The organism is Pseudomonas sp. MG-9, assembly GCF_018729515.1.
Lineage (GTDB): Bacteria > Pseudomonadota > Gammaproteobacteria > Pseudomonadales > Pseudomonadaceae > Aquipseudomonas > Aquipseudomonas serboccidentalis.
This window is the reverse complement of sequence record NZ_JAHHZH010000004.1, coordinates 241,059-257,018: the sequence shown is the minus strand read 5'-3', so window position 1 is coordinate 257,018 and position 15,960 is coordinate 241,059. Positions and strand designations below refer to the sequence as shown.

Sequence of the window (15,960 nt, the reverse complement as noted above, 5' to 3'; positions counted from 1 at the left end):
TTTCATCGAAACCGCCTAATCTTTGGCGGGCCGCAGTCGAAATAAGAGCAGCGCAAAGCCCCCAGGTGTGGCAAATTGCCGCCATTTCTCGACCAGCCCCTTCGCGGTAGTTCATTCGATGACCAGAAACATGAAATTCAGCCACAAGATCTTGCTGGCTGCCGCCCTCGTGGTGGCCGTTGCGTTCGCCTGTTTCATTTTCTTCAACGACTATCGACAACGCGAAGCCCTGAGCAGCAGCACCGAAGCCACGATGCAGGAACTGGGCAGCCTGACCACCAGCAACATCCAGACCTGGCTGGAGAGCCGCATCCAGTTGCTGCAATCGCTGTCGCAGCAGGTCGCCGTGGACGGCAGTGCGCCCGCCAGCCTGAAACGCATCATCGACCTGCCCGCCTACACCGGCAATTTCCAGCTCAGCTACTTCGGTGGTGTCGACGGCGTGATGTTCTCGGTGCCCGCCGGCAACCGCGCGCCGGACTACGACCCGCGCGCCCGTGGCTGGTACAAGGCGGCCAACAGTGCCCAGCAGACCATCGTCACCGAACCCTACATCGCCGCTTCGTCGGGCAAACTGGTGATCACCGTCGCCACCCCGGTGCAGCGTCAGGGCCAGATGATTGGTGTGGCCGGTGCCGACATCGACCTGACCAGCGTCAGCGCGATCATCAACTCGCTCAACTTTGGTGGCCACGGCCACGCGTTCATTGTCAGCAGCGACGGCAAGATCCTCATCCACCCGGACAGCAAACTGGTGCTCAAGACCCTCGCCGAGGCCTACCCGAACGGCGCGCCGAAAGTCAGCCCGGGCCTGAAAGAAGTCGAGTTCGACGGCAAGACCCAACTCGTCTCGTTCACCCGCGTCAATGGCGTGCCATCGGCTGACTGGTATGTGGCGCTGGTGCTGGATAAAGACACCGCGTTCTCGATGCTCAGCGAATTCCGCACTTCGGCGCTGATCGCCATGGTGATTGCCGTGGTGATCATCATCGCCCTGCTCGGCATGCTGATCCGCGTGCTGATGCAACCGCTGCTGACCATGGGCCGCGCCATGCACGACATCGCCGAAGGTGAAGGCGATCTGACCAAGCGTCTGGTGATCCATGGCCACGACGAGTTCGGCGCACTGGGCCTGTCGTTCAACCGCTTCGTCGAACGTATTCACACCTCGATCCGCGAAGTGTCCTCGGCCACCGGCCAAGTCAACGAGGTCGCCTTGCGCGTGGTCGCGGCATCGAACTCGTCGATGTACAACTCCGACCAGCAAGCCAGCCGCACTAACAGCGTAGCCGCCGCGATCAATCAGCTCGGCGCCGCCGCCCAGGAAATCGCGCAGAACGCCGCCCTCGCCTCGCAACACTCCAGCGATGCACGCAGCCTGGCGGTCGACGGCCAGCAGGTTGTGGATAAAACCATTCACGCCATGCAGCAGTTGTCGGCAAAAATCAGCGACTCCTGCGGCAACATCGAAACCCTCAACAGTAATACGGTGAACATCGGGCAGATTCTGGAAGTGATCACCAGCATCTCCCAGCAAACCAACCTGCTGGCGCTCAACGCCGCCATCGAAGCGGCCCGTGCCGGTGAAGCTGGCCGTGGTTTCGCCGTGGTCGCTGACGAGGTGCGCAACCTCGCACACCGCACTCAGGACTCGGCGCAGCAAGTGCAAAAGATGATCGAAGAACTGCAAGTCGGCGCGCGTCAGGCGGTGAGCATCATGACCGAGAGCCAGCGCGAGAGCGAAAGCAGCGTCGGCATCGCCAACCAGGCAGGCGAACGCCTGGGCAGCGTGACCCAGCGCATCGGCGAGATCGACGGAATGAACCAGTCGGTGGCGACAGCGACCGAAGAGCAGACCGCTGTGGTCGAGTCGATCAACGTTGATATCAACGAGATCAACACACTGAATCAGGAAGGTGTGGAGAACTTGCAGGCGACCTTGCGCGCATGCTCGGATCTTGAGCAGCAGGCGGCGCGGTTGAAGCAGCTGGTGGGCAGTTTCAGGATCTGAAGCGCAGCCACTGGCCCCATCGCCAGCAGGCTAGCTCCCACATTGGATCGGTGGTGATCACAAAACCAGTGTGGGAGCGGGCTTGCCCGCGAAAGCGGCATCAGCCGCACTGAGATCTAAAATCTGGAACCCGGTTTAGAAAGAAACGCCAACTCCTCAGCCGTAGACTCGCGCCCCAACACCGCATTGCGATGCGGAAACCGGCCAAACTGCGCAATCACTTTCCGATGCCGCTCGGCGTAGTCCAGATTGTCGGCAAACACCGCCCGCTCGGCTTCCGGCTGTTCAGCCACCAGCTCCATGAACCTGGACACCGCCTCGTTCTGCACCGCGAGGTTTTCGCAGTGTTCGAACACCAGATAAATGAATACCCGCTGGATCGGTTTCAGTTGCCGGTCGAAGTCCGCAGCAATGCCTTGCGCGACGAGTTTCTGCGCACGCAGATCACCGGAATAGGCTTTGGGGGAGTCGCGAAAGATCATTCGCGGCAGTTGATCGAGCAGCAACACCACGGCCAGCCAACCTTCGGGACGTTGCGTCCACTCGGTTAATTCGCCGGCCAGGGCCTGATCGACAAAGACCCCGAAACGCTCACGCGCTTCGAGGTCTTGGCTGTCACGCTTACCGAACCACAACTTGCCCTTGTCAGCCGCAATCTCGTCCGGTGATTCGGCATGTCCGAACCACCAATCGAGCAACGGCTGCCAGGGCGCGTTCATGGTTTATTCCTTGTGGTAGGCCGTAGCGCGGGCGACTTCTTCTTTCGAGCCGAGGAACACCGCTACGCGCTGGTGCAGACCTTCCGGCTGAATGTCGAGAATGCGCTGGTGACCGTCGGTGGATGCGCCACCGGCCTGTTCCACCAGGAACGACATCGGATTGGCTTCGTACATCAGACGCAGTTTGCCCGGCTTCGATGGCTCGCGGCTGTCACGTGGGTACATGAACAGACCGCCACGGGTCAGGATGCGGTGCACGTCGGCGACCATCGCGGCAACCCAACGCATGTTGTAGTTCTTCTTCAGCGGACCTTCTTCGCCGGCCAGCAGTTCGCTGACGTAGCGTTGTACCGGGGCTTCCCAGTGGCGCTGGTTGGACATGTTGATCGCGAATTCCTGGGTCGACTCAGGAATGGTGATGTCTTCGTGGGTCAGGACGAAGCTGCCCATTTCGCGGTCCAGGGTGAAGCCTTTGACGCCGTCGCCCAGGGTCAGCACCAGCATGGTCTGCGGGCCGTAGATCGCGTAACCGGCAGCGACTTGCTGGGTGCCTGGCTGCAGGAACGCTTTTTCGTTCAGCGGCTCGTTCTGGCTCAGGTATTCGTGCGGGCAACGCAGTACCGAGAAGATGGTACCGACCGGGGCATTGATGTCGATGTTCGACGAGCCGTCCAGTGGGTCGAATACCAGCAGGTACGCGCCTTTCGGGTATTTGCCCGGGATCTGGTAGGCATTGTCCATTTCTTCGGACGCCATGCCGGCCAGGTGACCACCCCATTCGTTGGCTTCGAGCAGGATCTCGTTCGACAGAACGTCGAGCTTCTTCTGCACTTCGCCTTGGACGTTTTCAGTGCCCATGCTGCCCAGAACACCACCCAGGGCACCTTTGGACACGGCGTGGCTGATCTCTTTGCAGGCACGCGCCACCACTTCGATCAGGAAGCGCAGATCGGCAGGAGTGTTATTGCTGCGGGTCTGCTCAATCAAATAGCGACTCAGGGTAACGCGGGACATGGACGGCTCCGGTGGATTGGGGGGGGCTAAAAACCCGCGCAGTTTACAGGGAGTCTGAAAACGTAGCGAGCGATGACGCCCGGTAACGTGCATTGGGGCGCAATTGCTTGTATCAGACGTGATCGGGTCGAGAGAGTTCAGGCACCGCAATCAGCGTAGTTCGAAACGGGACGGATGGCAGTTCAAGACCGTTGTCGATTGAGCGATCGCTTTCGCGAGCAGACTCACTCCTACAGGGGTACGCATTCCAATTGTAGGCGTGAGCCTGCTCGCGATCGGGTGCACAGCACCCGCCGACTCAGGAGTTGGTCGGAGGCTTGCGCAGCAGACTCGCCGCCATCGCCCCCAGAAATACCACGCTCACCAGCAACACCGCCCACAAACCGATTTTCTTCCAGTTGGTCTCGGCCACCACCGCGGTGGTGGCCGGCGCAGCCTGCGTAGCAATCGCTTCGCCCTGCACCGTTGCCTTGCCCAGCGTCGCGAGTTTCTCCGGTTTGAAATCCGGAATCAGCGTGGCCAGCGGCAGGTTCGCCGTTTTCACACTCGGGTTACCCAATGCCAGGCTGTAAGGCCCTTCGCCGCGCGCGAGGAAAATCACCTGCGTCGCCCGCACCGCGTACTTCAGGCTCGGCGCCTGCTCACCAAGGCCACCGCCGCGCTCATCCACCGTCAGCTTCAATTGCTGCACGGTCTGCCCATACAGCTGCAATTCGTTCTGCACCACGTCCTGACTGTTCTGGGTCAGGCGGTACAGCAAACCGCTGCTTACGCGCTGCCACGGCAGGCTGCTCTCGCGCCGGCCGGCGAGCGTCACCGGCGCCAAGCTGTTCGGTTGCTTGAGTTCAACCTGCACCCGCTCGACGTTCAGCCCCATCGGCAACTGCCAAGTGTACTCGCCGGCCTTGGCGCTGCTGCCGGTCAGCGCTTGCGACCAGACCAACGGCAACGGCACGTTACGCGGATCGCTGCTTTTCAGCTGCGCCGAGGTCAGGGTCGGCGCCGACGTCGACGCCTCCCACAGCAGACGCAGATAACGCGCCGATTGTCCCGGCAGCGCCACTTCGTGCTGTTCGATGCGCTCGTCGGAAAAGGTCAGCCGTGCGACCTGCCCGTCCCCCCACGCCTGCCAATGCTGCAAATCATCACTGGCCTCGATGCTGAAGCGCTGGAAGCCGTCGCGTTCGCTGGTCCAGTCGAGGATCAACTGCTGCAACGGTGCCTTGATCGCGCTGGCGTCGAGCAGCCAGCCACGCAGCACTTCTTCGCCGGCCTCCAGTTGGCTGGACGGTTGCACTTCCACCAGCGTGCCGGTGGTGGTCGATTGCACCCGCACATTCGGCGCGCGCTCACTGGCGTCGGCGGCGTTGTACAACGGGAACCACTTCACCTCATGCAACTGCCCGTCGTCGCGGGTCTGCGCCGACTCGCGAGCCAGGGCATAGGCTTGCGGTTCGCCGGCGGCATTGAACACCCGCAGGTCGCTCAGGTCAGTCTGGCGTGCCTGCAATTGCGCGCTCAATGGCAGCTCGAGGCGATACCAGGGGCCGTTGCCACTCACCACCAGCGGCACCTGCGTGGCGAAGTCCGCCGGTTTTTCCTGGGCGCCGGCAGCCATCACCACGCCCAGCGCCAACCACCCCAGATTCAGCATGCGACTCAAGATGAAACTCCTTCGGTGTCTGCGACGGGTTTGTCCGCCGCCGGTTCGGCTTCGACGCGTTTGGGCGGCAGCGGCGCGAAGTAGCCCACCACCAGCAACAACACGCCGACGCCGATAAACGAGACGATCCGTGCCAGTCCGCCACGGTTGCTCAATTCGACAAAAACCAGTTTCGCCACCACCAGCGCAATCAGCGCCGCGCCGATCAGCCACACCTCGCGCCGATGACGCAGATGCCCGCCGATCATCAGACCCAGCGCCATCAGCGTCCAGACGATCGACAACCCGGCCTGCACCAGCATCGATTCGAGCAGCAGATCCAGTTCGAACGGAATCCCCGCCCAATGGTGCGCAGCACGGGTGACCAGCGCGGTGCACAAGGCGAACAGCGAAACCCCGGCGATCAGTTGCGTGGCGTACTCGGCGTAATCCTTGCGGATCGCAAACTGTGCCACGGCATAGCGCGACCACACGTACACCCCGAACAGGGCGAACAGCAGGCCCAATTCCAGCGGGTTGATCAGCGGCACGTACGGCAGCGGTTCGGCGTTGCCGTCGCTGACGCCGTTGGCCAGCCAGAACCACGCCAGCATCAGCACCGCCAATGGCGCAGCGGCGTACAAGCGATATTCGCGGGGGAACGCTGCCACCGGCCACGGCCAGTTGCGCGCAGCTGCCGCCAGCAACAGATACAGGCTCGGCAGGATCGCCCAGCCCAGCCAGCGCCAGGCGTTGTATTGCTCGGACAACAGCAGCAGGCCGTAGCGCAATTCCAGCGCCAGCACGCCGATCAGCAGCCAGCAGCCGAGCACATGCGCCGTGCTCAGGGCCCTTGCCGGCAGCATTGGCGCCAGACGCCGCAAGCTGAAGAAGTGCACGACGAACACCAGTGCCCACGCCAGCCAGCCGATGTTCGCCGCCGGGTGATAACGCGAATGCCACGCTGCCAGCAGCACCAGTCCCGCCGCCGGAATCAGCAAGGTGCACAGCAGGCCCAGCGCCGGCCATTTCAAACGCAGCGACAGCAATGTCCACAGCGCCACGCTCAGTGCGGCGACCAGCAGCAACAGGGTTGCCTGCAGGTTCAGCGGCGCAAATCGCAGCACTTCGCTGACCCACGCCAACGCCCACCATCCGGCGCCCCACACCAGCAGCACCTCAGACAGGCGCTGCAAACTCAGTGCATCGAACGCCGAAGCGTGATTGCCCAGTTGCAGGCGCCAGGCACCGATCATGGCGGCCAGCCCCAACACCAGCGGCGTCCAGAAACCGCCATGAGCCAGCGGTCGCAGACCTTCGCTGGACAGCGGTCCGAGCAACTCGGGACCGGCCAGCAAAAACGCCGCGCCGCCGATCAACTGCAACAACAGGCCGAAAACGAAACTCACGCGTTGCTGGAGGTACAGGCTCAGCCAGATGATCAGCAATCCGCTGGCGGCCCATACCGCGCTCGCGGTTTGCCATGGCAACACGAACAGCACCGCCAGATTGATCAGCACCAACCCCGCCAACAGCACCACCGATAAGCCGCGCAGCAGACGCACATCGCCGCGCACCATCTCGTCGCGCGCCGCCAGCAGCATGCCAGCGATCAATGCCAGGCCAATCAGCGACGCACTGAGCAAACCGCTCCAGCCAGCGCTGAACACCGCCGCCGAATCCTCACCCGCGCCTTGCAGGCGCAGCAGGAACAACGCACCACCGAGCAACTGCACGGCAAACGCGGTGAACAGGAACGTGCGCGACTGCAGACGCAGGCCGGCGAACAATGTCGCCAACCCGGCCAGCGCCCAACTGATCGCCGTGGCCTGAACAAAGAAGAACAGCGGCGCCAACAGGTACAGGAAGGTCAGGCCCAGGGCCGCCAGCACCGGCAGGCCTTGGCGCTCCCACGGCGAAGCCTGTTCCGGCGAGGCCTTGCGCAGTTGATAGAAACTGAACAGCAGCGCGATGCCGAGCATCAGCGCGCCCAGCGGTGCACCGTCGAGCAGGCTGCTTTCGCCGACCCGCAACTGACTGAGAAAGGCCAGCGCCGAACCCAGTTGCAGCAGCAGGGCAAACGCCCGGGCGAACGGTCGCTGCTGACGCAAGCCGAGCCAGAAAATACCCGCGCCCTCCACCGCCCAGGCTGCCGAGGTCCAGCGCGCATCGAGGCCGAGCGGGATCGCCAGACTGGCGAAAATCACCCCCAGCGCCAGACAGGTTTCGCCCAGCAACAAGGCGCGTCCGCCCATCAATACCCGGGCCAGCCCCATGTAGATCACGCCCAACGCCAGCGCGCTGAACGCGGCGGCGAACTCCAGATGCTGCACCAGCGCAAACTGCAGACCGAAGCCCACGATCGGCGGCCCGAACAGCATCGTGCCATCGACGTAATCGCCCTTGCGGGCCGACCAGTGCAGCAGCGCCTCGCGGTCGCCGTCCGCCGGCGCATCGGGCATGTCGAGCAACTTGCGCCGGGCAAACAGCAGACCGATGGCCAGATACATCAGGAAGAACAGGATCAGGAACGGCTCGGTGCTCCACAGCAACTCAGGCGCATACGAACGCAGTCCCCAGGCGAAACCGATACCGAAGGTGCCGACAAAACCGATCAGGTTGAGCAGGCGCCAGGCCTTGAACCAGGCGATGGCGAGAATGCCGGCGTTGAGCAACGCGAAATAGCTGAACAGCGCGACATGGTTGCCGGCGCCGGTCGAGGTCAGGATCGGCGCGGCGAAACCGCCCAATGCCGCCGCGGCGGCCAGCCCCAGCGCATCCTGGGTGATGGCGAGAATCGCCGAGAACACCGTCACGGCCACCAACAGCCCCAGCGCGGCGGACGGGTCGAGCAACGGGTGCAGACGCATCGCCGCAAACACCGTCAGGTACAGCACGGCGATCCCGGTGCCCTGCAAAATCAGCGCATAACTGCTGTTACGCCGACGCAGCCACCAGCCCAGCGCCAGCAGGGCCAAGGCCGCCGCCGCGACACCGGCGTAACGCAGTTCGATCGGCACCACCATGCCTTCGGTGGCGTAGCGCAACAGGAAGGCCAGACCGAAGAACAACAGCACCACACCGACCCGCAGCACAGTGTTGCCGCCGAACAGCCAGTTGCGCGCAGCGCTGATGCCACGTTCGATGAGGTTCGGACCACGGGGTTCAGCGGGTTGTGCGGGTTCGTCAGTGATGGCGTCCAGATGCCAGACATCGGCCGGTAGCGGCTGACTGGTTTCGCTGGCGACGGCAGAGATCGGTTCGAGTTCGGGCGGCAGTTCCCAGACCAATTCGGGCGCTGAGGCATCCTCAGCGGTGTAAACGGGCTCGACGAGCGGCTCGCTGAACGGTTCCGCGGCTGCCGGTGGCACCCCGTGAGAGGGGGAGCCTTCCAGCAGATACAGGCGCTGCGCGACGCCTTGCAAGGCCACCTTCGTCTGTTCAAGTTGGCGCTGTTGCTCCGCCGCCTGCGAGCCAAGCCGGGCGATGCGCAGCGTTTGCCCAATCGCAAGCCCGAGCAGTGCACCGAGCAGCGCGGCACTGAACGACTCATCGAGCAGCCAGCCGAGCACCAGCCCGATCAACATGAACATCCATTGCATGGTCGATATCCCTAAGCGCAAAGGCCAATCCGGGAAGATTAGCGCAGCCTGATCCAAAAAGATCGCAGCCTTCGGCAGCGCCTACACAGGTGTTCACATAACCCTGTAGGAGCTGCCGAAGGCTGCGATCTTTTCCGGCGCGCCGATTATATCGAGCCGAGCGAAAAGTTACTCCAGCGCTTTCCAGATATCGGTGGCGTACTCGCGGATAGTCCGGTCGGAGGAGAACCAGCCCATCCGCGCCGTGTTGAGCACTGCCGAACGCCACCAGTTGTTGGAATCGAGCCAGTGCGCATCGACGCGTTTTTGCGCTTCCCAGTAGGAATCGAAGTCGGCGCAGACCAGGAAGCGGTCGTAGTCCACCAGCGAATCGATCAGCCCGGTGTAACGCGACGTGTCATCCGGCGAGAACACGCCGCTGCGGATCGCTTGCAGCACGTCGCTCAGGCGGTGAGACGCGGCGATGTCCGGCGCGGCGCTGAACTCGTGGTTCTGTTTGCGCGCTTCGACCTGCTGCGCGCTGAGACCGAAGATGAACATGTGCTCGGCACCGATGCGCTCGCACATTTCCACGTTGGCGCCGTCGAGGGTGCCGATGGTCAGTGCGCCGTTGAGGCCGAATTTCATGTTGCTGGTGCCCGAGGCTTCGAAACCGGCGGTGGAAATCTGCTCGGACAAATCCGCCGCCGGAATGATGCTCTCGGCCAGGCTGACGTTGTAGTTGGGCAAAAACACCACTTTCAGCAGACCGCGCACGGTCGGATCGTTGTTCACCACCCGGGCGATGTCGTTGGTCAGTTTGATGATCAGTTTGGCCTGGTGATAACTGGCCGCCGCCTTGCCGGCAAAGATCTTCACCCGTGGCACCCAGTCGACTTCAGGCTCGGCGCGAATCGCCTGATACAGCGCCACGGTGTGCATCAGGTTGAGCAACTGACGCTTGTATTCGTGGATCCGTTTGACCTGCACGTCGAACATCGCCGCCGGATTGACTGCGATCCCCAGCCGCTCGTGAATCAGATAGGCCAAGGCCTTTTTGCTATGCAGGCGCTGCTCGGCGAAGGCCTTGCGGAACGCGGTTTTCTCGGCGAACGGTTCGAGGTCGAGCAAGCGTTCTTCCGGATTATCCAGCACTTGCGGACCGAGGGCATCGACCAGCATCGAGGTCAGTTCGGAGTTGGCCTGAAACAGCCAGCGGCGGAAGGTGATGCCGTTGGTTTTGTTGTTGATCCGCTCCGGATAGAGCTTGTGCAATTCGGCAAACACGGTCTTGCGCATCAACTGCGTATGCAGCCCGGACACGCCGTTGACGCTGTGCGAACCGAGGAACGCGAGGTTACCCATGCGCACCCGGCGGCCGTTGTCCTCTTCGATCAGCGACACCGCACGCAGCACGTCAAAGTCATGGATGCCCTTGGCCCGCAGCGAATCGATGTGCTGGGCATTGATCAGGTAGATGATCTGCATGTGCCGCGGCAACATGCGCTCCATCAGGCCGACCGGCCAGGTTTCCAGCGCTTCGGGCAGCAGCGTGTGGTTGGTGTACGACAGCGTGTCGACGGTGACTTGCCACGCCGCATCCCAGGCCACGTCGTAGACATCGACCAGTTGCCGCATCAGTTCGGCAACGGCAATCGAGGGGTGGGTGTCGTTGAGCTGGATCGCCGCGTGATCGCCCAGGGTCAGTACCGAGGTGTGCATGTTGCGATGACGACGCAGCAAGTCTTGCAGCGACGCGGCAACGAAGAAGTATTCCTGGCGCAGGCGCAGCTCCTGCCCGGCTTCGGTGCTGTCCGCCGGATAGAGCACGCGGGAGATACTTTCAGCTCGGGCCACTTCAGCCACGGCGCCCAAGTGGTCACCGGCGTTGAAGCGCTCCAGGTGCAGATCTTCCATGGCCCGCGCGCGCCACAGGCGCAAGGTGTTGACGCTCGCCCCGCGCCAACCGACCACCGGTGTGTCGTAGGCAATCCCCCGCACGGTTTCGGCTGGCGACCAGACCTGCCTGGATTTGCCGCTGGCATCGGTGACGGTTTCGACACTGCCGCCGAAACCGATGGTGTACACCACTTCCGGACGTTCGAACTCCCACGGGTTGCCGAAATCCAGCCAGTGTTCGGTCTGTTCCTGCTGCCAGCCATCGACGATGGCCTGACGGAACAAGCCGTGTTCGTAGCGAATGCCGTAGCCATGCCCGGCGATGCCGAGGGTCGACATGCTTTCCATGAAGCACGCCGCCAGACGCCCGAGGCCGCCGTTGCCGAGTGCCGCATCCGGCTCCAGCAGGCGGATGCGCTCCAGATCGACGCCCAGTTCAGTCAGCGCTTCACGGGCGACATCGAGCAGACCGAGGTTGCTCAGGCTGTCGTAGAGCAAGCGACCAATGAGAAATTCCAGCGAGAGGTAATACACCCGCTTCTGGCCTTTGCGGTAGATCTGTCGGGTGTGGTCCATCCAGTGCTCGACCATGTGGTCGCGCGCCGCCAGGGCAATGGCCTCGAACCAGTCATGGTCGAAGGCGTGATCCGGGTCTTTGCCCACCGCGTAGGTGAGTTTGGTCAGGACGGCGTCGCGGAATGCGGCCACCTCTGCTTCGCGAACTAGTGGTTCTTGAGTCATCGATAGGACCTCGAGCGAGCGGGGAATTGTCTGAGCCTAGACGGTCTGACCGACGGTAGAGGCGCAGGTTCTGCAGTTTTTCCGAAGACGGTGAGATAGCCCGGCATTACCTTGGCGAGTGGGCTATTGAATGCAGGGGCCGTGCCGTACTGACGGCCAATTGAGTGGCATTTGGAAAAATCTGGCGAAAGGTTGTTCAAAAATCCACCAGTCCCGGTATGATCGCGCGCCCTGATGCACACGCCTGGTAATTCCCGATGATGAAGCCCAACCTGATTGCCGCCGCCGAGATCGACCGTCTCGATACGTGGGCCAAATATTCGGCCCCGATGTGCGGCTCTTGTGTCTCCAGCTGCTGCACCCTGCCGGTCGAGGTCAAGATCAAGGACCTGGTGCGCATCGGCGTGGTCGACGAGTTCGAGCTGGGCGACCCGCCGAAGAACATCGCCAAGCGCCTGCAAAAGGAAGGGCTGGTCGAGCGCTTCAACCAGAAGTCGGGGATCTTCACCCTGCAGCGCATGAGCAACAACGATTGCTACTACCTGGATCGTAAGAGCCGCCTGTGCACCATTTATGACAAGCGCCCGGACACCTGCCGCAACCACCCGAAGATCGGGCCGCGTCCGGGATACTGCGCGTACAAGCCGAAAGAAGTCGAACGCGTGCAGAATTCCCGGTCGATCGAGAAGTTCTGAAGATCAAAAGATCGCAGCCTTCGGCAGCTCCTACAGGGGAATGCGTATCCCTGTAGGAGCTGCCGAAGGCTGCGATCTTTTTTTGCCTTGAATCGCAGACAAACAAAAACGCCCCCGGTCTCGCGACCGGGGGCGTTTTTTTCAGCCTGGGCTAAATCTTATGCCTTGGCTTTCTTGGCAGCGCGGGTACGCTCGCTTTCGTCCAGGATCTTCTTGCGAAGACGGATGGACTTAGGAGTGACTTCGCACAGCTCGTCTTCCTGGATGTATTCCAGAGCCTGTTCCAGGGTGAAGCGAACAGGTGGTACCAGAGCGATGGTTTCGTCTTTACCCGAAGCACGCATGTTGTCGAGCTTCTTGCCTTTGGTTGGGTTCACACCCAGGTCGTTGTCGCGGCTGTTCTGACCAACGATCTGACCGTTGTAGATCTCCTGGCCGTGTTCTACGAACAGCTTGCCACGAGCCTGCAGGGTTTCCAGCGAGTAGGTCAGTGCCTTGCCGGTTTCAACCGAAACCAGAACGCCGTTCTGACGGCCGGACATGTGGCCCGACTTCACTGGAGCGTAACGGTCGAAGATCGAGGTCAGGATGCCAGCACCGTTGGTCAGGGTCAGGAACTGGTTACGGAAACCGATCAGACCGCGAGCAGGGATGTTGTATTCCAGACGAACACGGCCCTTGCCATCCGGCACCATGTTGCTCAGGTCGCCCTTACGCAGACCCATCTCTTCCATGACCTTGCCCTGCGATTCTTCAGGGATGTCGATGGTTACGTTTTCGAACGGTTCCTGCTTCACGCCGTCAACTTCACGGATGATCACTTCAGGACGGCCCAGGGCCAGCTCGAAGCCTTCGCGACGCATGGTTTCGATCAGTACCGAGAGGTGCAGCTCACCACGGCCGGAAACCTTGAACTTGTCAGCCGAGTCGCCTTCTTCAACGCGCAGTGCAACGTTGTACAGCAGCTCTTTGTCCAGACGATCCTTGATGTTACGGGAGGTCACGAACTTGCCTTCTTTACCGCAGAATGGCGAGTCGTTTACCTGGAAGGTCATGGAAACGGTTGGCTCGTCAACGGTCAGCGGCTTCATCGCCTCGACGGTGTTGATATCGCACAGAGTGTCGGAGATGAACAGCTCGTCGAAGCCGCTGATGCAGACGATGTCGCCGGCCGCTGCTTCTTCAACGTCAACGCGGTGCAGACCGTGGTGACCCATCAGCTTCAGGATACGACCGTTGCGGCGCTTGCCGTCGGCGCTGATAGCGACAACCGGGGTGTTCGGCTTGACGCGACCACGAGCGATACGGCCAACACCGATAACACCCAGGAAGCTGTTGTAGTCCAGAGCGGAAATCTGCATCTGGAACGGACCGTCACGGTCAACGGCCGGAGGCGGAACGTGGTCAACAACTGCCTGGTACAGAGCAGTCATGTCTTCGCCCATGGCGGTGTGGTCCAGACCGGCGATGCCGTTCAGGGCCGAAGCGTAAACAACCTGGAAGTCCAGTTGTTCTTCGGTCGCACCGAGGTTGTCGAACAGGTCGAAGATCTGATCCAGAACCCAGTCCGGACGCGCGCCTGGACGGTCAACCTTGTTGATGACCACGATTGGACGCAGGCCGGCTTCGAACGCCTTCTTGGTCACGAAACGGGTTTGCGGCATAGGGCCGTCTTGAGCGTCAACCAGCAGCAGAACGGAGTCAACCATCGACATTACGCGTTCTACTTCGCCGCCGAAGTCGGCGTGGCCCGGGGTGTCCACGATGTTGATGTGGTAGCCGTTCCAGTTGATGGCGGTGTTTTTCGCCAGAATGGTAATACCGCGCTCTTTTTCCTGGTCGTTGGAGTCCATCACGCGCTCGTCGTTGAGCTCGTTGCGCTCCAGGGTGCCGGATTGACGCAGGAGTTTGTCTACCAGGGTGGTCTTACCATGGTCAACGTGGGCAATGATGGCGATGTTACGTAGATTTTCGATCACTTGTGTATCTCGATCAGAGGATTCGGTTTGCTGACAAGTCTTGGCAGCGATTAACAGTAGTGTCCGGCATGGCCGTTACAGCTTGACGGCGGTGTCGGGGGGCCGGTGACGCAGGCCACAGGCAAACAGCCCCGGGCACTTAGCTCGGTCGATAAACGCGCACATTGGCATGCCCCTCACTGAGCAAATGGTGAGCATGCAGGCGACTCATCACGCCTTTGTCGCAATACAGCAGGTACTGGCGAGTCGGATCCAGCTCCTTGAAACGAGCGTTCACTGCGTAGAACGGCATCGTCTGTACCTCTATGCCGGCGAGTTCCAGCGGGTCATCCTCGGCCGCATCCGGGTGACGGATGTCGATGACGATCTGACCGGCCAGCGCTTCGCCGACTTCTTCGATCTGCAAGTCCTGGCCCAATTCGTCGATCACCCGATCGATTGGCACCAGTTTGGCGTTTTCGAGCGCACGCTCGAGGACCGCCATGTCGAATTCTTTCTCTTCGTGCTCGACGCGGTAGCGTTTGGCGGCGGTCTTCGGATTGACCGAAATGACCCCGCAGTATTCCGGCATGTGCCGGGCAAAATCGGCGGTGCCGATCTCGTTGGCCGTGTCGATGATGTCCTGCTTGTGCGCAACGATCAGTGGGCGCAGGACCAGCTTGTCGGTCACGCAGTCGATCACCGACAGGTTCGGCAAGGTCTGGCTCGACACCTGGGAGATCGCTTCGCCGGTCACCAGTGCATCGATGTGCAGGCGGTCGGCAATGGCGGAGGACGCGCGCAACATCATACGCTTCAATACGACGCCCATATGACTGTTATCGACTTTGCCGAGAATTTCGCCCAACACTTCTTCGAACGGAACACTGACAAATAGCACGCGTTGCGAGCTGCCGTACTTCTTCCAGATGAAATGCGCGACTTCCATCACGCCCAATTCGTGGGCACGACCGCCCAGATTGAAGAAGCAGAAATGCGCCATCAGGCCGCGGCGCATGATCTGGTAAGCGGCAACCGTCGAGTCAAAGCCACCGGACATCAATACCAGCGTCTGCTCCAGGGCGCCGAGCGGGTAGCCGCCGATGCCGTTGTGCTGGCTGTGGATGACAAACAACCGTTGGTCGCGAACTTCGATGCGAACTTCGATTTCCGGTGCTTTGAGGTCGATTCCGGCCGCGCCGCACTCACGACGCAGCTTGCTGCCGACATACTTCTCGACGTCCATCGAGCTGAACGGGTGCTTGCCTGCACGCTTGCAGCGCACCGAGAAAATCTTCCCGGCCAGCACATCGCCGTAGTGCTGTTTGCACTTCTCGGTGATGTCGTCGAAGTCGCCCAGCGGGTACTCGTCGATCTGCAGAAAATGCGCAACGCCCGGCGTGCAGACCAGGCGCTCACCCATCTCTTTCAAGGCTTTGGGGTCGGTAACGCGGGTTTCCAGCTCGAGATTGTCCCACACACCGTTCACCACCACGGCCGGGTCCAGATCGCGGAGCACGGCGCGGATGTTCTTGGCCAGCTGGCGGATGAAACGCATCCGGACAGGGCGGCTCTTGATGGTGATCTCGGGGAAGACTTTTACGATTAGTTTCATGAAAACAGCGCGCGCAGGGCCAGCCGAAAAAGGGGGGCGCGGATTATAGCGGAAATTGCTCAAGGTTTAACCAGTTAATATGCAG

9 protein-coding genes and 1 pseudogene are annotated in these 15,960 nt (G+C 61.5%); 3 read left to right on the top strand and 7 right to left on the bottom strand.

Translation table 11 applies throughout. The features are described from left to right. Positions 1-118: 118 nt before the first annotated feature. Both KKQ10_RS28725 and KKQ10_RS28720 read left to right on the top strand, forming a co-directional pair. Positions 119-1,153 (top strand): annotated as a pseudogene (locus KKQ10_RS28725) (cache domain-containing sensor histidine kinase); the annotation flags it as partial. Between the two features lie 93 nt (positions 1,154-1,246). Beyond that, positions 1,247-2,011 carry a methyl-accepting chemotaxis protein gene (locus KKQ10_RS28720; RefSeq protein ID WP_371260421.1) on the top strand — a complete coding sequence of 255 codons (765 nt, stop codon included), beginning with the start codon at positions 1,247-1,249 and terminating at the stop codon, positions 2,009-2,011. 116 nt (positions 2,012-2,127) lie between these two features. Here KKQ10_RS28720 and KKQ10_RS12085 read toward each other — a convergent pair whose 3' ends face one another. From KKQ10_RS12085 to KKQ10_RS12065, 5 genes are all read right to left on the bottom strand, one after another. Beyond that, entirely contained in the window at positions 2,128-2,730 is a 603-nt protein-coding gene (locus tag KKQ10_RS12085; protein ID WP_215501227.1) for a DUF924 family protein, read from the bottom strand. Between the two features lie 3 nt (positions 2,731-2,733). After that, positions 2,734-3,744, bottom strand: coding sequence for a class 1 fructose-bisphosphatase (locus tag KKQ10_RS12080; protein WP_127648591.1), 1,011 nt, complete (start codon positions 3,742-3,744; stop codon positions 2,734-2,736). Positions 3,745-4,042: 298 nt separating this feature from the next. Further along, positions 4,043-5,407, bottom strand: coding sequence for a DUF3999 domain-containing protein (locus KKQ10_RS12075; RefSeq protein WP_215501226.1), 1,365 nt, complete (start codon positions 5,405-5,407; stop codon positions 4,043-4,045). Then, positions 5,404-8,988: a DUF2339 domain-containing protein gene (locus tag KKQ10_RS12070; protein ID WP_215501225.1), complete on the bottom strand. Its 3,585-nt coding sequence runs from the start codon at positions 8,986-8,988 to the stop codon at positions 5,404-5,406. Before KKQ10_RS12070 ends, KKQ10_RS12075 begins: the two co-directional genes overlap by 4 nt. Before the next feature lie 168 nt (positions 8,989-9,156). Then, entirely contained in the window at positions 9,157-11,607 is a 2,451-nt protein-coding gene (locus KKQ10_RS12065) for a glycogen/starch/alpha-glucan phosphorylase (RefSeq protein WP_215501224.1), read from the bottom strand. 257 nt (positions 11,608-11,864) lie between these two features. Here KKQ10_RS12065 and KKQ10_RS12060 point away from each other — a divergent pair, with 257 nt between their 5' ends. Then, complete coding sequence (locus KKQ10_RS12060) at positions 11,865-12,302, top strand: YkgJ family cysteine cluster protein (RefSeq protein ID WP_007961740.1); 438 nt, start codon at positions 11,865-11,867, stop codon at positions 12,300-12,302. A gap of 158 nt (positions 12,303-12,460) precedes the next feature. On the opposite strand, the gene typA is transcribed toward KKQ10_RS12060, so the two are convergent. Both typA and thiI read right to left on the bottom strand, forming a co-directional pair. Continuing rightward, a complete protein-coding gene (gene typA / locus KKQ10_RS12055) occupies positions 12,461-14,281 on the bottom strand; it encodes a translational GTPase TypA (protein ID WP_127648587.1) in 1,821 nt (606 codons plus the stop codon). A gap of 139 nt (positions 14,282-14,420) precedes the next feature. Continuing rightward, complete coding sequence (thiI, locus tag KKQ10_RS12050) at positions 14,421-15,875, bottom strand: tRNA uracil 4-sulfurtransferase ThiI (RefSeq protein ID WP_215501223.1); 1,455 nt, start codon at positions 15,873-15,875, stop codon at positions 14,421-14,423. Positions 15,876-15,960: the final 85 nt, after the last annotated feature.

Excerpts from the sequence above, each read along its gene's own strand:
- KKQ10_RS12070 (WP_215501225.1), bottom strand. The coding sequence starts at position 8,988 with ATGCAATGGATGTTCATGTTGATCGGGCTGGTGCTCGGCTGGCTGCTC.
- KKQ10_RS28720 (WP_371260421.1), top strand. The coding sequence starts at position 1,247 with ATGTACAACTCCGACCAGCAAGCCAGCCGCACTAACAGCGTAGCCGCC.
- KKQ10_RS12080 (WP_127648591.1), bottom strand. The coding sequence starts at position 3,744 with ATGTCCCGCGTTACCCTGAGTCGCTATTTGATTGAGCAGACCCGCAGC.
- thiI (WP_215501223.1), bottom strand. The coding sequence starts at position 15,875 with ATGAAACTAATCGTAAAAGTCTTCCCCGAGATCACCATCAAGAGCCGC.
- KKQ10_RS12085 (WP_215501227.1), bottom strand. The coding sequence starts at position 2,730 with ATGAACGCGCCCTGGCAGCCGTTGCTCGATTGGTGGTTCGGACATGCC.
- KKQ10_RS12065 (WP_215501224.1), bottom strand. The coding sequence starts at position 11,607 with ATGACTCAAGAACCACTAGTTCGCGAAGCAGAGGTGGCCGCATTCCGC.
- KKQ10_RS12060 (WP_007961740.1), top strand. The coding sequence starts at position 11,865 with ATGATGAAGCCCAACCTGATTGCCGCCGCCGAGATCGACCGTCTCGAT.